The sequence below is a fragment of the Pelagibius marinus genome (assembly GCF_014925385.1).
Lineage (GTDB): Bacteria > Pseudomonadota > Alphaproteobacteria > Kiloniellales > Kiloniellaceae > Pelagibius > Pelagibius marinus.
In genome coordinates, this window is record NZ_JACSDK010000013.1 from 163,643 (window position 1) to 178,559 (window position 14,917).

General features: G+C 64.9%; 13 protein-coding genes and 2 pseudogenes. 4 read left to right on the forward strand and 11 right to left on the reverse strand.

The window, feature by feature from the left end; translation table 11 throughout:
- Nucleotides 1-4: 4 nt before the first annotated feature.
- The 3 genes from H7X47_RS15540 to H7X47_RS15550 all read right to left on the reverse strand — a co-directional run bounded on the left by H7X47_RS15540 (nt 5) and on the right by H7X47_RS15550 (nt 4,038).
- Complete coding sequence (locus tag H7X47_RS15540; protein ID WP_193369628.1) at nt 5-2,107, reverse strand: methyl-accepting chemotaxis protein; 2,103 nt, start codon at nt 2,105-2,107, stop codon at nt 5-7.
- Between the two features lie 267 nt (nt 2,108-2,374).
- The gene (locus tag H7X47_RS15545; protein WP_193369629.1) at nt 2,375-2,884 is read right to left on the reverse strand and encodes a DUF1523 family protein; all 510 of its coding nucleotides are present in this window, start codon (nt 2,882-2,884) and stop codon (nt 2,375-2,377) included.
- Nucleotides 2,885-3,033: 149 nt separating this feature from the next.
- Entirely contained in the window at nt 3,034-4,038 is a 1,005-nt protein-coding gene (locus tag H7X47_RS15550) for a Gfo/Idh/MocA family protein (RefSeq protein WP_193369630.1), read from the reverse strand.
- A gap of 165 nt (nt 4,039-4,203) precedes the next feature.
- Between H7X47_RS15550 and H7X47_RS15555 the strand changes: the two genes are divergently transcribed.
- Nucleotides 4,204-4,743 carry a PAS domain-containing protein gene (locus tag H7X47_RS15555; protein ID WP_193369631.1) on the forward strand — a complete coding sequence of 180 codons (540 nt, stop codon included), beginning with the start codon at nt 4,204-4,206 and terminating at the stop codon, nt 4,741-4,743.
- Here H7X47_RS15555 and H7X47_RS15560 read toward each other — a convergent pair.
- A complete protein-coding gene (locus H7X47_RS15560) occupies nt 4,740-4,982 on the reverse strand; it encodes an HP1242/YdcH family protein (RefSeq protein WP_193369632.1) in 243 nt (80 codons plus the stop codon). The two genes, H7X47_RS15555 and H7X47_RS15560, sit on opposite strands and share 4 nt — an antisense overlap.
- Before the next feature lie 235 nt (nt 4,983-5,217).
- Here H7X47_RS15560 and H7X47_RS15565 point away from each other — a divergent pair, with 235 nt between their 5' ends.
- Both H7X47_RS15565 and H7X47_RS15570 read left to right on the forward strand, forming a co-directional pair.
- Complete coding sequence (locus H7X47_RS15565; RefSeq protein WP_193369633.1) at nt 5,218-7,425, forward strand: C45 family autoproteolytic acyltransferase/hydrolase; 2,208 nt, start codon at nt 5,218-5,220, stop codon at nt 7,423-7,425.
- Nucleotides 7,426-7,517: 92 nt separating this feature from the next.
- Nucleotides 7,518-9,176 (forward strand): MBL fold metallo-hydrolase RNA specificity domain-containing protein, encoded by a 1,659-nt coding sequence (locus H7X47_RS15570; RefSeq protein ID WP_193369634.1) that lies wholly within the window; start codon nt 7,518-7,520, stop codon nt 9,174-9,176.
- An 18-nt stretch (nt 9,177-9,194) separates the two neighbouring features.
- Here the strand turns inward: H7X47_RS15570 and H7X47_RS15575 are convergent, their stop codons facing one another.
- From H7X47_RS15575 to H7X47_RS15605, 6 genes and pseudogenes are all read right to left on the reverse strand, one after another.
- On the reverse strand, nt 9,195-10,877 hold the full coding sequence (locus tag H7X47_RS15575) for a Na/Pi cotransporter family protein (protein WP_193369635.1): 1,683 nt from the start codon (nt 10,875-10,877) through the stop codon (nt 9,195-9,197).
- A gap of 221 nt (nt 10,878-11,098) precedes the next feature.
- Nucleotides 11,099-11,704, reverse strand: a complete 606-nt coding sequence (locus H7X47_RS15580; protein ID WP_193369636.1) for a glutathione S-transferase family protein — start codon at nt 11,702-11,704, stop codon at nt 11,099-11,101.
- Nucleotides 11,701-12,183: an SRPBCC family protein gene (locus H7X47_RS15585; protein ID WP_193369637.1), complete on the reverse strand. Its 483-nt coding sequence runs from the start codon at nt 12,181-12,183 to the stop codon at nt 11,701-11,703. The genes H7X47_RS15580 and H7X47_RS15585 overlap by 4 nt, the downstream gene beginning before the upstream one ends.
- A complete protein-coding gene (locus H7X47_RS15590; RefSeq protein ID WP_264373093.1) occupies nt 12,180-12,773 on the reverse strand; it encodes a dihydrofolate reductase family protein in 594 nt (197 codons plus the stop codon). The genes H7X47_RS15585 and H7X47_RS15590 overlap by 4 nt, the downstream gene beginning before the upstream one ends.
- A 14-nt stretch (nt 12,774-12,787) precedes the next feature.
- A pseudogene (locus H7X47_RS25860) lies at nt 12,788-13,279 on the reverse strand (SRPBCC family protein).
- Nucleotides 13,276-13,623: an ArsR/SmtB family transcription factor gene (locus H7X47_RS15605; protein WP_193369641.1), complete on the reverse strand. Its 348-nt coding sequence runs from the start codon at nt 13,621-13,623 to the stop codon at nt 13,276-13,278. The pseudogene H7X47_RS25860 and the gene H7X47_RS15605 overlap by 4 nt, the downstream one beginning before the upstream one ends.
- An 84-nt stretch (nt 13,624-13,707) precedes the next feature.
- Here H7X47_RS15605 and H7X47_RS15610 point away from each other — a divergent pair.
- Nucleotides 13,708-13,950 (forward strand): annotated as a pseudogene (locus H7X47_RS15610) (transposase); the annotation flags it as partial.
- A 23-nt stretch (nt 13,951-13,973) separates the two neighbouring features.
- Here H7X47_RS15610 and panC read toward each other — a convergent pair.
- Complete coding sequence (gene panC, locus H7X47_RS15615; RefSeq protein WP_319633618.1) at nt 13,974-14,858, reverse strand: pantoate--beta-alanine ligase; 885 nt, start codon at nt 14,856-14,858, stop codon at nt 13,974-13,976.
- Nucleotides 14,859-14,917: the final 59 nt, after the last annotated feature.

Below are 14,917 nucleotides of genomic sequence, written 5' to 3' on the forward strand. Positions count from 1 at the left end.
CCGATCAGGCGCTGCGCACCTCGCTCAGGAAGCTGTCCACCTTGCCGCGCAGGGCGTCGGCCTGACTGGACAGGTGCCTCACCGCCGAGAGCATCTGCTCGGAGGCGGTGCCGGTCTGCTGGGCACCCTCACTGACGCCGGAGATGTTCTCGGTCACCTCCTGGGTGCCGTTGGCGGCTTCCTGCACATTGCGGGAGATCTCGCTGGTCGCGGCGATCTGCTCCTCGACCGCCGAGGCGATGGAGGCGGCCACTTCGTCGATCTTGGTGATGGTGCTGCCGATGGCGTCGATGGCGCCGACGGCCTCCTTGGTCTCCGACTGCACCCGGGAGATGTGCTCGCCGATGTCGCTGGTCGCTTTCGCGGTCTGGGTGGCGAGCGACTTCACTTCCTGGGCCACGACGGCAAAGCCCTTGCCGGCCTCGCCGGCGCGTGCCGCCTCGATGGTGGCGTTGAGCGCCAGCAGGTTGGTCTGCTCGGCGATGTCCTGGATCAGATCGATCACCGCGCCGATCTTCTCCGCGGCCTCAGCCAGTCCCTGCACCTGGTCGGTGGCTTTGGAGACTTCGTCGACGGCCGACTTCGCCATCTTCGCGGACTCCGACACCTGCGAGCCGATCTCCTGGCTGGAACCGCTCAGCTCCTCGCTCGCCGAGGCCACGGTCTGCACGTTGGCGGCGGACTGCTGGGCCGCGGAGGCGACGGCCCCCGCCTGCTGGCTGGTCTGCTCGGCCACCGAGCTCATCGACTGGGCGGTGGTCTCCAGCTGTGTGCTGGCGCTGGTCACCGCTTCGACCACTTCGCCGACGTCGGCGCTGAACTTGTCGGCCAGCTCGTTCATCGCCCGGCGCTTTTCGGCCTCGGCGCGCTTCTCGGCTTCCTGTTGCTCCTGACGCAGGCGCTCGGTCTCGATGGCGTTCTCCTTGAAGACCTGGACGGACTGCGCCATCTCACCGATCTCGTCGTGCCGCGTGATCCCGGGGACATCCACCTTCAGATCGCCCTTGGCCAGCTGCGTCATGGCGCCGGTCATGGTCCGGATCGGCTTGGCGACGCGCCAGATCGCAACCCAGAAGGCGATGCCGCCGATGCCCAGGCAGAGGACCAGCAGAGCCGCGTGAAGGAAGAACGACTTCTGGCCGCCTGCGGCCGAGCGTCCGGCGAAGTCGCTGGACACGTCGCCGGCAATGCTCGCCATCTTGGTCAGTTCGTTGATGGCGCCCGTTGCTTTCTCGATCCATATGCCGGCGCTGACCGGGTAGCCGTTGCCCGCGAGGCCGGCCTCGTAGATGCTCAGGCGGAGTTCTTGATAACTGCCGAAGAACAGTTCCTCGACCTTCTTGGCTTCCTCGACGATCAGCGGCGAGGCGTTCTCCGAGGCGAGATAGATCTGCACCTGGTTCCAGGCCTGCTCAAGATGGCCGCGGAAATTCGCGAGCCGCTGCAGAGCTGCGGGTTCGATGCGCGAGCCTGAGGAGAGGATGCCGCCGATCACCGCGCGTTCGCGCCCGGCGTATTCGCTCATCACCCACAGCGCCTGCTTCAGGTCGCTCAGCATCTGGATCTGGGTCGCGATGGTGTCCGGCCGGAACTGGCTCACCTGGCGCAGGTGCTGCGATGTCATGATAAGGCCGGTCATCGTCGGCACCCAGGTCTTGGTGACCTCGGCGTCACGTTCGATCTTCGATTTCGCAAGATCGGCATCGACGCGGCTGCGCAGCTCCACGACCTTCTGGTAGGCGGCCTTCAGCTTTGCCACCAGATCGTCCTTGCCGGCGAACTCAGGCTCCTTCTCCAGCTCGACGAGGGCCTCTTCGAAGGCCTTGGTCGAGGCTGCCCGGCGCTGGTCGATGGCTTCGCGCTGCTCCGGCGTCGCGGCGTCCCAGGAGGACAGGGCGGCGTTGGTGATGCCGCGCTCCGCCGCCCAGTTGGCGGCACTCTCCAGGAACAGGTCGGCCGTGTGATTGTTGGCCTGTACCAGCCGCGCCTCGCTCATCTGGCGCCAGGCGTCGAGGGCGCTGTTGGTCGTCAGGACGACGACGATGCCCACCAAGAGGGCACTGACAGCAAGCAGGCTACCGCGGATCGTGATGCGGATCTTGGACATTTTCTTCTCCATCCCATACCCCGGCGGCTCGGCGTTGGAAGCCGGGTCTTCGTCGAGAGGTCTTTAATGGAGACCGCTAATGTTTAAAAAATTCTATTTCTTTGATGAAAAGACAGAATATTTCGCCGTATTTACTGAAATACACGCCGTAGTCGTGCGTATACTTGTTTTGGAATACCGTCAGGGGCGCGAGATCTTTTAGGAAAAGCCCGGAAGAGTTGATTCTGCCTGGACGCTCGACTATCGCGGCTGCCGCTGCGCGACCGCTCAGATCCTGCTGATCCGTCTGTGGAGCCAGGTGAAGGCGTAGAAGTAGCTGATCCACAGCACGACAGAGAGACCGTAGAACGTCAGCGTCCGCCACGACCACAGCGGCCATGAGCCGGCGGGTCCCATCGCGATGATGTTCGGGTGCCAGGAGAAGAGCTGCGAGCGCCAGCGGTTCCACATGACGGTGACCTCTGTCTTTCGATCCGACGCCGTCTTGGCGTCGTTGAATACCCGCTCGCTGTTACGCTTGAACCACCACCAGGAATCTTCGTTCTCCAGCTCGACCCCGGCGTCGGCCTTGTTTCTCATATAGACGTACTGCACGTCCCGCGTTCTTCCCTGGGCATCGGGATCGGTCCGGCGCACCTCGGTGCCGCTGACGAAGCCGGTGGTCCAGGTCGGCCTTGCGTATTCCCACCAGGACCAGCACGCGATCCCGACGACGAGCGCCAGGATCGACGCGGCGACGCCCCCGGAACGCCATAGTATGAAAGCGAAAAGGAGCACGACAAGCAGGAGGACGTATCCGAGCGAGAACCAGATCTCGAGCATAATGGAACTTTCGCCGTTGAAGGTGGGAGCGCTGGCCTGTGCGGCACACTGTGCGATCCACGCCTCACAGCGTCAAGCGACAGACCTTTGAGCCTTGTGTACGGCTATCCGCCCGGTCTCTCCCAGGTGCCGCTGTCGCCGGCGCGGAACAGGGCGTCGAGGATACGCATCATCTGCACGGCGTCCTCTACGCCGTAGGGCAGTTCGGCCTCGCCCATCACCACGCGGGCGAAGGCATCGCATTGTTCGCTGTACTGGTCGCAGGCGGCGATGGTCTGGGTCTTGCGCAGGCCGTCGCCGGGTTTCGTGCCCTCGTCGATGAATACCCGTGTCTCCCCGCCCGGCGGGGCGTTGAAGGGAATCTCGATTTCCAGGCGCGCCTTGGTGCCGACGGCATGGACGCGCTGATAGGCGGTCACCTGCGTCGACACCGTGAAGTCGCTGCGCCGCCCGTCACCGAAGTCGAGGATGGCGCTGGCCAGACGGTCGGTGCCGAAGTCGGGGTCGCGTTCGATCAGGGCGAAGACCCGCTCGGGCTCGCCCTCGAAGAGGAAACGGCTGATCACCGTCGGGTAGCAGCCGATGTCGAGCAGCGCGCCGCCGCCGGTCTCGATCTTGTTGCGGATGTTCTGGGGGTCGCGGTTAGTGTAGGAGAAGAAGCACTGGATGGCGCGCAGTTCCCCCAGCGCGCCGGCGCGGATCTGCTCGCGCACCCAGAGCCACTGCGGATGGAAGCGCACCATGAAGGCTTCCATGACCGGCACTTTGCCGTCGATGGCGCGCAGGCGCTCGGCGTCGGCGGCGTTCATGGCGATGGGTTTCTCGCAGAGTACCGGCTTGCCGGCCGCTGCCGCCTCAAGGGTCAGGTCGACGTGCAGGTTGTTGGGCAGCGGATTGTAGATGGCGTCGATATCCGGGTCGGCCAGCAGTTCGGCATAGGACCCGTAGGCCTTTTCGATGCCCAGGTCCCGCGCCACCGCCGCCGCGCGGTCCCGCTCGCGTGAGGCGATCGCCGCCACCCTGCCGTATCGCGAGCGCTGGATGGCAGGGATGACCAGGTCGATACCAATCTTGGCGGTGCTGAGAACGCCCCAACGTATCTTGTCCATATCTCGTCCTTTCGTGCAGGCCGCGCCCGATGGAGTTATCGACAAGAAACCTGACAGCCGACGTCGACTTTGTGTAGACTCATTTGCCTCGGAAGGGCATTCGGCACGTCGCGCAGTCCGCCGGACCGAGGAAAGAGTATCCAGGCGCGAGCCGAAGGAAAGCCCATGGCGCAGGCGCCCTCATTCCGCCGCCACATCGCCCATCCGGGCCTGCGGGAACTCTATGACCACTGGCTGCAGCACAGCCGCGAGGGCATCGGCATGCCGCGCGACGCCTTCGACCCGACGGCCATGCCGCGCCTGCTGAAGAACCTGATTCTCTCCGACGTGGGCGACGGCGGCCGCGCCATCCGCTACCGCCTGGTCGGCACGGAGATCGTCGCCGCGCACGGCTTCGACTACACCGGCCTGACAATCGAGGAACTGACCAGCGGGTCGACCCTGGCGTTCGCCCGACGTCTCTACACCCTGGTGGTCAGCCGCGCCGCGCCGGTCTATTCGGAGGGGAACTTCCGCTGGGCCGAGAAGGAGTTCCACTGGACCAAGCGCCTGCATCTACCGCTCTCGCGCGGCGGCGAGGCGGTCGACATGGTACTGGTGGGCCAGTTCTACGAGGCGGTGGTGGGGGAGGACGACCTGCTTCTGCCGGCGGAGCCGGCCGAGCTGGCGGCCGACCGGGCCGCCGCTGGCTGCAGGGGGGCCTAGCTGCTGGACTGGATGATCCCGGCGATCTCGTCCTTCAGGGCCAGGCGGCGCTTCTTCAGGTTCTCGGCCCGGACGTCGGAGGCGGCTTCCACGTCCGCCTCGATACGGTGAATTTCCCGGTTAACCTCGTGATACTCGTCGGCCAGCTTGGCGAAGTGGTGATTTTCCAGCTTCAGCTTGTGCAGGGTCTCGGCCGCCTCGGGGAATTCTTCGTGCAGTTCGTGGGGGACGTGGGTCATGGAGTAAGGCTCTTTCTCGCGAAATGGGGGCTCGGACTTGGATTTAGCGCAACAGGCCCGGTTTTGCCAGAGCCCGTGTTGATCCGTCTCAAGGCCTTGATTCGGGGCACGAATTGTCCGGCGATGTGTTCTAACTGTGATTTCCCCCACGGCGCGGGGCCGCGATCTGCGCTCTTTGCTATCTTGTCCTGCCCACGGGGGCGGTCCGTAAGCCTGGGAGAAGGGGAATAGGTCGATGAGCGACGGGATCGAGGGCCTGGATAAGGCCGCGGTGACCCTGGGGCCTGGCGAGGGCCGGGCCGAGAGCAGCCTGCGCCGCCTGAGGGTCGGCGGGCAGCCGTTCTTTTTCCTGAAGCAGCGCGGCAGCTTTCCCGACATGGCCTACGACCACGGCCGCCTGCTGGCGCAGGAGATCGAGACCGGCGCCTTTCCGGAGATCGTCTCCACCATCGCCCGCAGCGTGAACCTGGAGAGCGACCTCTTCAGCCAGGTCGCCTCCGCCCTCTACCGCGCCTACAGCGACCGGGTGCTGGCCCACTCCAGCGACGAGTTCCAGGCGGCGGTGGACGGCCTGGCCGCCGGCTACCGGGACGCCCGGCCCAACCCGAAATTCTCCGAGCTGGAGGTACGCGACGCGCTCATCGCCATCGAAGTGGGCAACGTCGTCGACGGGGTGCTGCACGCCTTCTCCATTCCCGGCCTGCGCGCCGCCAAGGCGCCGGGCGTGCTGGCCCTGGTGCTCTCCCGCCTCAGTGATCCGGAGGCGCGCAGCTACCTGGAATCCGCGCAGCAGGACACCGCCAAGCAGAAGGACGTGGCCCGGGTGCTGCAGGCCCTGGGCGGGCCCAACAACCGCGTCGACTTCGCCTGCACCGGCTTTGCGGTGCCGGCGCCGCTGGCCGCCAGAGGACTGCACCTGCACGCGCGTAACCTGGACGCCGATCTCTACAACTGGAACAAGGCGCCGGTGCTGTCCCTGCTGGACGAGACCGGCGGCAACGCCGCCTGGCACAAGTACGCGGCTTTCGGCACCGCCGGTCTGATCTACCCGGGCGGCATCAGCGGCCTCAACGACGCCGGCATCGCGGTCTCCCTGCACCAGATGTCGACCACCGAGGTGGAAAGCGGCTTTCTGTTCGACAGCGGCGACATCGCGCCCTTCGTGCAGCAGCGCATGCTGCGCGAGGCGGGCAGCGTCGACGACGCGGTCGCCATCGCCGAGGACACCCGCCACTTCGCCGCCTGGACCTTCTTCGTTTCCGACGCCAAGAGCGGCAAGGTGCGCCGCATCGAGGTGAACGGCGAGCGGGTGCGCGTCACCAGGCACGAAGGCGAGGCGGTTGCCCAGACCAACCACTTCCTGCACCACGACATGATGGAGCGCGTCTTCGACGGGGAGGACAACCATTTCACGCCGACCTTCGGCAAGTGGCTGGAGACCCACGCGCGCTTCGATTCGGTCTCCGCGGCGCTGAAGGCCGACGCCGGGCAGCAGCGCATCGACGTTGGCTGGGCCATCGACTGGCTGGCCTCCAGCCGCGACGGCAGCCTGGAGAAGATCCGCCGGCAGCTGCCTCATCCGCCGGACCCGCTGGCCGCCGAGCGCGCCTTTGGCCGTGTGCCGCGCAAGGTCTACGGCCAACTCGGCAGCATCGTGCTGGCCGACCCCCAGCGCCGCCCCTGGCGCGATCAGGTCTGGATGACCACCGGCGACCGCCAACCCAGCCCGCACAGCAGCTACGTCGGCTGGCAGGTCGACTGGGAGGGCTTCGAGCTGAATCCCCTGGCCGATCCGACCCTGCGCCGGGTCGAGCACTACGAGAAGCAGGGCCGGCGCAACTGGGAGGTCTCGCTGGAGCGCTATCTCTGGGCCCGCCTCGCCCGTTCGCGGCCGCGCGACGCCGCGGGCGAGCTGCTGCGCCGCCGCCCCACCGCGGCGGAGGACCGCGACGGCGTGAACGGCGCCATCCACCTGTTGGGCTCGGCCATCGACCTGGCGGCCCTGGACCGCTTGGTCGAGGTGCCCTACCACTACATGCGCGCGCGGTTCAACCACGACGCCGGCGACTACGCCGCGGCCGAGAAGGACTGGCGTTTGCTGCGCGCCATCTGGGCCTGGCAGAACGACGCCCCGGCCATTCCCGCCGACTGGCCGGTCTCGGTCCCGCGGGTCATGCCCTTGATGAACGCCTACGACGGCGCCCTGGTGGCTCTGCTGTCGACGGCGACGGAAGACCTGCTGCAGGGGAACACCGCCTGGGACGGGCGCGGGGAGCGCCTGGACCAGGCCCGCAGCCTCTTCGCCCAGGTGAAGCAGGAATGCTTCGGCGACAAGCCGCCCCACTTCGACCTGGCGGCCTGGATCGACCTGGTCGACGAGGTCGACACAAAGGGCGGCGGGAGGGTCGAGCTGCCGGAGCCCAACTTCATTACCGCCGAATAGCGGCGGCTGTGATGCCGGGCCAGGTTCTTTGACTCGGCCCGGCGGAAGGGCTATGGCAGAGACGTAGCGCAATCACCTGTCAGGATCGCCCGATGTTGCTGAAGTTCTGCGGGGCCGCCGGCACGGTGACCGGCTCCTGCTACTGGATGCAGACCGATCGCTGTCAGTTCCTTGTCGACTGCGGCATGTTCCAGGGCTCGAAGACCCTGAAGGAACTGAATTACGGCGCCTTCCCCTTCGATCCCGCCAAGATCGACTTCCTGCTCGTGACCCACGCCCACATCGACCACTCGGGGCTGATTCCCAAGCTGGTCAAGCAGGGCTTCAACGGGCCGATCTTCGTCACCGAAGGCACCTTCGATCTGCTGACCTACATGCTGCCCGACAGCGCCTATATCCAGGAAAGCGAGGTCATGCGCCTCAACAGCCGCAATGTTCAGCGTGGCAAGGCGGCGGTTGAGCCGATGTACACCCGCGACGACGTGGACGTAGCCCTGAAGGCTTGCTCCACGGTCGCCTACGAGACTTGGCGCGAGGCCGGCGAGGGGGTGCGCGTGCGCTTCTGGAACGCCGGCCATATCCTCGGGGCCGCTTCCATCGAGGTGGAGATCGCCACCGGGCAGCGCGACCGCCGGCTCTGCCGCCTGCTGTTTTCCGGCGATATCGGCCCGGAGCACAAGCTGTTCCATCCCGACCCCGAGGCGCCCGACAACTTCGACTACGTCTGCTGCGAATCGACCTACGGCGGGCGCAAGCGCCAGGACGCCACCCCCGAACAGCGCCGGGCGATCCTGGCCCGGGAGGTCAAGTCGGCGCTGGCGCGCGGTGGCAACCTGCTGATCCCGGTCTTCGCCGTGGAACGCACGCAGGAGCTGCTGCTGGACCTCACACTGCTGTTCGACAGCGGCGAGCTGCCCAAGGTGCCGGTCTTCCTCGACTCGCCGCTGGCCATCAAGGCGACCAGCGCCTTTGAGAAGAATGCCGACGCGCTGGAGGATATTGCCCGGGTCCCGAACCTTTTCCACCGGCCGAATATCCGCTTCACCGAGTCGGTGGAGCAGAGCAAGATGATCGCCCGCTTTGCCGGCGGGACCATCATCATGGCGGGCAGCGGTATGTGCGATGCCGGGCGCATCCGCCATCACCTGAAGCACAACCTCTGGCGCGGCGACGCCACCGTCCTGCTGGTCGGCTACCAGGCGCCAGGCACGCTGGGCTCGCTGCTGGCGCGCGGCGTCTCCGCCGTCAAGATTCAGGGCGAGGACCTGCGGGTGAAGGCGGCGATCCGCCAGATCGACGTCTACTCCGGCCATGCCGACGGAGATCAGCTGGTCGACTGGGTGAAGCAGCGCCTGCCGGTGAAGTCGGCGGTCTTTCTGACCCACGGCGAGGAGGAATCGCTGGAGGCCTTGCGCGAAGCCCTGGAGAAGGAAGGCGTCCCGGCGGAGCGTATCATCGTGCCGCAGCTCGATGACGTGGTCGACCTGCTGTCCGGCGACGGCGAAGTGCAGTTCCGCCCGGTGCCGCACCGCCTGGCGCGCGAATCCCTGCGCGGGCGCGACTGGCACAACGAGCTGGCGGAATTCTCCCTGGATCTGCGCGAGCGCCTGGAAAAGGCGGCGGACGACAAGGCGCGCGGCGTGATCCTGCGCCGACTCGTCGGCGCCCTGGAGGGCAAGGAAACGCAGGGCGGAAAACACAAGGATACGCACAGGAGCAAGCACAGGGAAAAGCGCAAGGGCCGGCACTGACGCGCTTTGCCCGCGGCGTCAGCGGCCGCTTTGCTGCAGCTCCTCCTCGGCGGGCGCTTGTTCCGCTGCGCCGTTTTCCTGTGCCCTGGTCTCGATCTCGTCCAGCAGCATCAGCGAGGCCTTGACCAGCTGCTCGACCATGCGCCGGGTGCTGCTCATGGCGTCCAGCAGGTGATCGGCCTGCTCGATGGACAGCAGGTGCACGGCGGCGGCCCGCAGCACCACCGCCTTGGTTTCCTGATAGCGGGCCTCGAAGTCGAGCTGATCTTCGTCGAGGCGTTCGCGCCAGTCGTTCTCGTAGCCGGTCTCGGCACAGACCATGAGACAGCTCTGGGCCGAGGCCAGCAGGGTCAGCACGCTGGCCTGGGTGGCGTCGTCGGTGATGCGGTGGCTTTCGATACTGAGGCTGTGGGTCCGCGACAGCAGAGTCGCGGCCTCGTCCAGATAGCGGGCGACACGCAGCAGGCGCGCCAGATACTCCGCCACCGTGCGGGACATGCCCTCCATGCGCACCTCGACGGCGAAAGCCGCCACCGCCCGGCCCAGTTGGGCAATGGCCTCCGCCCGGCGCTCGATGACGCGGGCGCGGTCCTTCTGCCCGGCGATGGCCGCCAGGCCGGTGCCGCAGACCAGGTCCTGCATGCGGCGCAGTTCCTGCTCCAGGGCCGGCACGGCGAAGGCCGGAGTCGCGGCGACGGTGCGATCCAGGTGGCGGGGCCGGCTGATGTCCTCCTCGGCGGTGGTGAAATGGCGCGACAGGAAGCGGCCGAGGCGGCCGATGAAGGGCAGCATCAGCGCCACGCCGAGCAGATTGAAGACGGTGTGGAACAGGGCCAGCACGATGGCCGGCTGGCGCGTCAGGCCCAGCAGTTCGCCCAGCGCCTCGACACCCCACAGCAGCGCCGGCAGGATGGCCAGGGCGATCAGGCCGGTGCCGGCGTTGAAGAGGATATGGCCGGCAGCCACCCGCTTGGCGTTGGGGGTGGCGCCGATCACGGCGAAGGCGGCGGTCGAGGTGGTTCCCACGTTGGCGCCGATGACGGCCGCCGCGGCCGCGCCCAGGCCCAGCACCGACTGGCTGGCCGCGGTGATGATCAGGGCGATGGCGGCGCTGGACGACTGGGTCAGCACCGTGGCGATCAGGCCGAACAGGGCGAAGAGGGCGATGCCGCCCACGCCGCTGACGGCGGTTGTGGCCAGCGTCGTGGTACCGAAGGTCGCGGCGACCTCCGAAAAGCTGTCCTTCAGGATCGAAAGGCCGAGGAAGAACAGGCCGAAGCCGGTCAGCGCCTCGCCCAGCCCGCGCAGGCGCTTTTCCTGCAGGGTCACGCGCAGGGCGACGCCCAGGGCGATGATCGGCAGGGCGAAGGCCTCGATCTTGAAGTTGAAGCCGACCAGGCTGACCAGCCAGCCGGTCATGGTGGTGCCGACGTTGGCACCGAAGATAACGCCCAGCGAGTGCTGCAGCGACAGCACGCCGGCGTTGACGAAGCCGATGGTGGCCACGGTGACGGCGCTGGACGACTGCACCAGCGCCGTGATGAAGGCGCCCGCCGCCACGCCGCGTAGCGGCGAGGAGGTCCAGCGCTGCAGGGAACGCCTCAGGCGCTCGCCGCCGAAGACCTTCAGGCCTTCGGTCATCATCGCCATGGCCAGGAGAAAAATGCCGAGGCCGCCGGCGGCGTTCAGGGCTAGGCCCATAGGTTCTTGTCCGTAATCTGACTACGGTCCTATGGTCGCGCAGTGAGGCGGCGAAAGTCTAGAGTCAGGACGCGCTTTCCGCACAGGAGCGATGACTGCTTCGAGCCCGGAGTCGGCCCTCTCTCAAGGTTAGATCTACTGCAAGGTCGGAGCACATCGGGTGTCGGTCCCGCGTCGCCCGACCGGGCGACTAGGACTAGGTCGTGTACTCATAAAGACGACTAGGCATTCCAGCTTGGGCGTGATCTCATCGCAGCCGCCCATCTTGTTGCGTGATGACAGTGTGCCGGTATGGGTAGTTTCAACGCATCCGCAATCCAAAGGACTGTCATGGCTTGTACATCAGCCATGGAAAATGTGTTTCCAGCAATAAAGGCACGGCCATCCGCCATCTCGGTTTCGAGCCAGGACCATTTCCCGGGAATGGCCGCTTTCAGGCTTTCGGCGAAGGCGGGGATTTGATCGACCACCTCCGCAAAGAGCGGAATGGAATGCCGGACAAGCAAGCCGTAGGTCATAAACAACTGCCCGTATATCCGCTGACTCCACATCTCAATATGACCCTGCTCGGCGGGATCCCGTCCCATCAGACTTGGCTCAGGGAAAGCCGCTTCGAGATACCTGCAGACGGCGAGACTTTCGGTGATGATCTGACCGTCATCCAATTCCAGCACCGGAACTTCGCCAAGGGGGTTGATCTTCAGGAATTGCGGCGCGCGCGTATCGACGCCAAGCTCAAGATCAACGCGCGGAATATCGATGCCTTTTTCGGCAATGAAAATTCGTACCCGCTTGGTGTTGCCGGAATTGGCATTATAGAGCTTCATCGCGCCCGCCCCCCTTCCAGAAGAACGGCAAGCGATTCCAGACCACCAGCCCAACCGCCGGTGAGCGCGCGGCGCGCTTCTGCCGACTGAAGCTGTTCATGGCTGACGCAAACTTCCACACCGCCGTTGCGGGGAAAGAATTCCACGGTCACGCGTGTCGGCGCACCGGTTTCATCCCGCCAGCCCTCAACCAACTCCTCGGATGCCCACGTGAATACAAGCCGGCGAGGCGGATCGATTTCGAGAAATGTTCCGAAATGATGAGAGCAATCGCCATTGGCGCCGATCATCCGAAACCGCCACGCACCGCCCACATAAAGGTCATGCGTGAGGATTTCGGCGCGGTAATCAGGCGGGCCGAACCATCTTTCCAGCAACGCCGGGTCGGTCCAGGCGTTAAACGCCGTCTCGGGCGAGACACTATAAACACGGGCGGCTTGCACAGTATGAGGGAAGAGAGCAGCGGCGCCTTTGATCATCGTCCAGGCCCCGCTGAGGTTGAGCGGCGTTTACACCGGTAGATGCTCATCACGACACCGTTCGCCGTTGTCGCCGACTTTGTGAGCGCGAGTTCTTGTTTGGTCGCAGCGGTGGAACCGAAGAGACGCTTGCCGGGACCGACCATCACTGGAAAAGTCCAGAGACGAATCTCATCCACGAGGTCGTGTGTGAACAGCGATTGTATTAGTGCCCAACTCCCATGAACCTGTAACAGCGGGCCAGTTTGCGTTTTTAACTGAGCAAGTTGCGCCGGGACATCACCGGTGATTGGGATCGAATTCTTCCAGTCGAGGTCTTTCGGCGTGTTTGTCGCCACATATTTTGTTGCGGCATTCATCATGCTCGCTTCGTCGTCGCCCTCAAGTTCTGAAAAGTGCGAAGCAAATAGCTCATAGGTCTTCCGGCCAAGCAGAAGATCATAGGGCTCAACCATTGCCTCATGGCGCACTTGCGCCATGACCTCATCCCACCACGGCATAGCCCAGCCTCCGTGACTGAAACCTCCCGAGCAATCTTCTTCGGGTAAGGCAGGCGCCTGCATCACGCCGTCGAGGGTCGTAAACGTCAACAACGCGAGCTCTCTCATATGGATGCCTTTACTTCTTTTTGCGCCACAGTTTTACGACCTACTAGATCGAGATAGCGTTGCAGGCTGATCAACGCGGCCTCCCATCCGCTCTCATGAATGCTGCATGCCCGATCGGACGGCAGCCCCTCATGAGTAATTGCAACTTCCGTTTCCCCGCCGTTGTCCACAAGCTCGACGAGAATGCGCATGGGAATGTTGGCCAGCGGATCGGGCGCCTGCCAAATCTAGGAAAACCCGATCCTGACCGGCGGCTCAATGCATTCATAGGCGCCGCTAACCGTTGGCCGACGGCCATCAGGCATTCGATAGCGAAAACGAAATCTGCCGCCGATCTCAAAGGTCAAAATTTCTATGTCAACGATAATGTCCGCACGCGGCGTAGACCAATGGGATAGCGATTCCGCATTCGAAAACGCATCGAAAACCCGCTCGCGCTCAGCAGAAATTGTCCTCCGAACAATCAAAGGTATTTGGCTGTCGGTCATCTTCGCCCCCCGGATTTATCCGTATCGAGAACGAAGCGCTCAAGGCTATCTAGCGTCCCTTCCCAGAATTGTTTCTGGCGTGTGATCCAGTCTTCGGCCTGACGCAGCGGCGCCGGGTTGAAGCGGCAACGGATTTTGCGCCCTTCCTTGATGCGGCTCGCAAGCCCGGCGCTCTCCAACACCTGAATGTGTCGTGAGACGGCGGCGAAAGACATGTCGTGCGGTTCGGTCAGCTCCGTTACATAGGTGTCGCCTTGCGCGAGCCGAGCCAAGATCGCCCGCCTTGTAGGATCGGCCAGGGCCGTGAACACACCATCCAAATCTGTTCGCGCTTGTCGTGCCATTTCGTCCCCTCAGTCATTCAACAAATTTGTAAAATAAAGCAAAAGAGCCCATTATTCAATAAAAATGTTGAATGATTGGGATTACTGATGCGCTATGAGCTATCCCAGTATGAGTGGGATGTTGTTTGCCCCGTTCTCAACGGCATCTTCTGGATTTTGCGTTCGGGCGCGCCATGGCGTGACTTGCCTGGAGAGTATGGCCCCTACACAACCTGCTATAACCGCTTCAACAAGCGGAGAAAGGCCGGTATTTGGGATGCCATTTACGACGCCGTAGCGAGGCTCGAAAATGCCGCGACTCAAATGATTGATACGTCGATCGTGCGAAAGGACCTGGGCGGAAAACGCACCTAAGCCCCCACCGGAACCGCGACGTTGTCGATGAGGCGCACCTTGCCCATCCAGCCGGCGACGAAGAGGCGGGCCGGGCGGTCGAGCTTCACCAGTTCCTCCAGGCTGTTGTCGGCGCGCAGCTGCAGGTAATCGAGGTTTTCGATGCCGCCGGCGGTCAGCTCGGTGTGGCCCCAGGCCAGGATTTCGGCGACCGTCTCGCCGGCGGCCAGCCGGCGGGCCATGGCCGCCAGGGTGCGGTGGATGACGGGGGCCTGGGCGCGTTGCTCGGCGCTCAGCAGGGCGTTGCGCGACGACAGCGCCAGGCCGTCGGTGTCGCGCACCGTAGGCACCGGCACGACCTGCACCGGGATGTCGAGGTCGCGCGCCATGCGCCGCACGACGAGCAGCTGCTGGTAGTCCTTTTCGCCGAAGTAGGCGCGCTCGGCGGCGGTCATGAGGAACAGCTTGGCGACCACCGTGGCCACGCCGTCCATGTGGCCGGGCCGGGTCAGGCCGCAGAGACAGTCGGAGAGGACAGGGACCGAGACCTTGGTCTGGAAGCCTTCGGGATAGACCTCCTCCACCGGCGGCGTGAAGAGCAGGTCGACGCCGGCCGCGTTCAGCTTGGCCGCATCGCTGGCCTCGTCGCGCGGGTAGCTGCTGAGGTCGTCGGGCCGGTTGAACTGCTTGGGATTGACGAAAATGGTGGCGATGACCCGGTCGCAGTCCTGCCGCGCCGCCTCGACCAGGGCCATGTGGCCGGCGTGCAGGGCGCCCATAGTGGGCACCACGCCGACCCGCTCCCCGGCCCGCTTCCAGCCGCCGACGACCGCGCGCAGTTCCGCGACTCCGCGGGCCACCGCCATGCTTCCGTAGGTTTCCTTGAGCTCTGCGCCCGCCACCTGTCACCTCCCCCACCGGTCTTTGTGGGCCCGATAAGAAGCACCTTGGGCCGGGGGCC

Bases quoted from the DNA above. Each gene is read 5' to 3' on its own strand.
- H7X47_RS15540 (WP_193369628.1), bottom strand. From the start codon at position 2,107: ATGTCCAAGATCCGCATCACGATCCGCGGTAGCCTGCTTGCTGTCAGT.
- H7X47_RS15550 (WP_193369630.1), bottom strand. From the start codon at position 4,038: ATGGACAAGATACGTTGGGGCGTTCTCAGCACCGCCAAGATTGGTATC.
- H7X47_RS15555 (WP_193369631.1), top strand. From the start codon at position 4,204: ATGGCGCAGGCGCCCTCATTCCGCCGCCACATCGCCCATCCGGGCCTG.
- H7X47_RS15560 (WP_193369632.1), bottom strand. From the start codon at position 4,982: ATGACCCACGTCCCCCACGAACTGCACGAAGAATTCCCCGAGGCGGCC.
- H7X47_RS15565 (WP_193369633.1), top strand. From the start codon at position 5,218: ATGAGCGACGGGATCGAGGGCCTGGATAAGGCCGCGGTGACCCTGGGG.
- H7X47_RS15570 (WP_193369634.1), top strand. From the start codon at position 7,518: ATGTTGCTGAAGTTCTGCGGGGCCGCCGGCACGGTGACCGGCTCCTGC.
- H7X47_RS15575 (WP_193369635.1), bottom strand. From the start codon at position 10,877: ATGGGCCTAGCCCTGAACGCCGCCGGCGGCCTCGGCATTTTTCTCCTG.
- H7X47_RS15580 (WP_193369636.1), bottom strand. From the start codon at position 11,704: ATGAAGCTCTATAATGCCAATTCCGGCAACACCAAGCGGGTACGAATT.
- H7X47_RS15585 (WP_193369637.1), bottom strand. From the start codon at position 12,183: ATGATCAAAGGCGCCGCTGCTCTCTTCCCTCATACTGTGCAAGCCGCC.
- H7X47_RS15605 (WP_193369641.1), bottom strand. From the start codon at position 13,623: ATGGCACGACAAGCGCGAACAGATTTGGATGGTGTGTTCACGGCCCTG.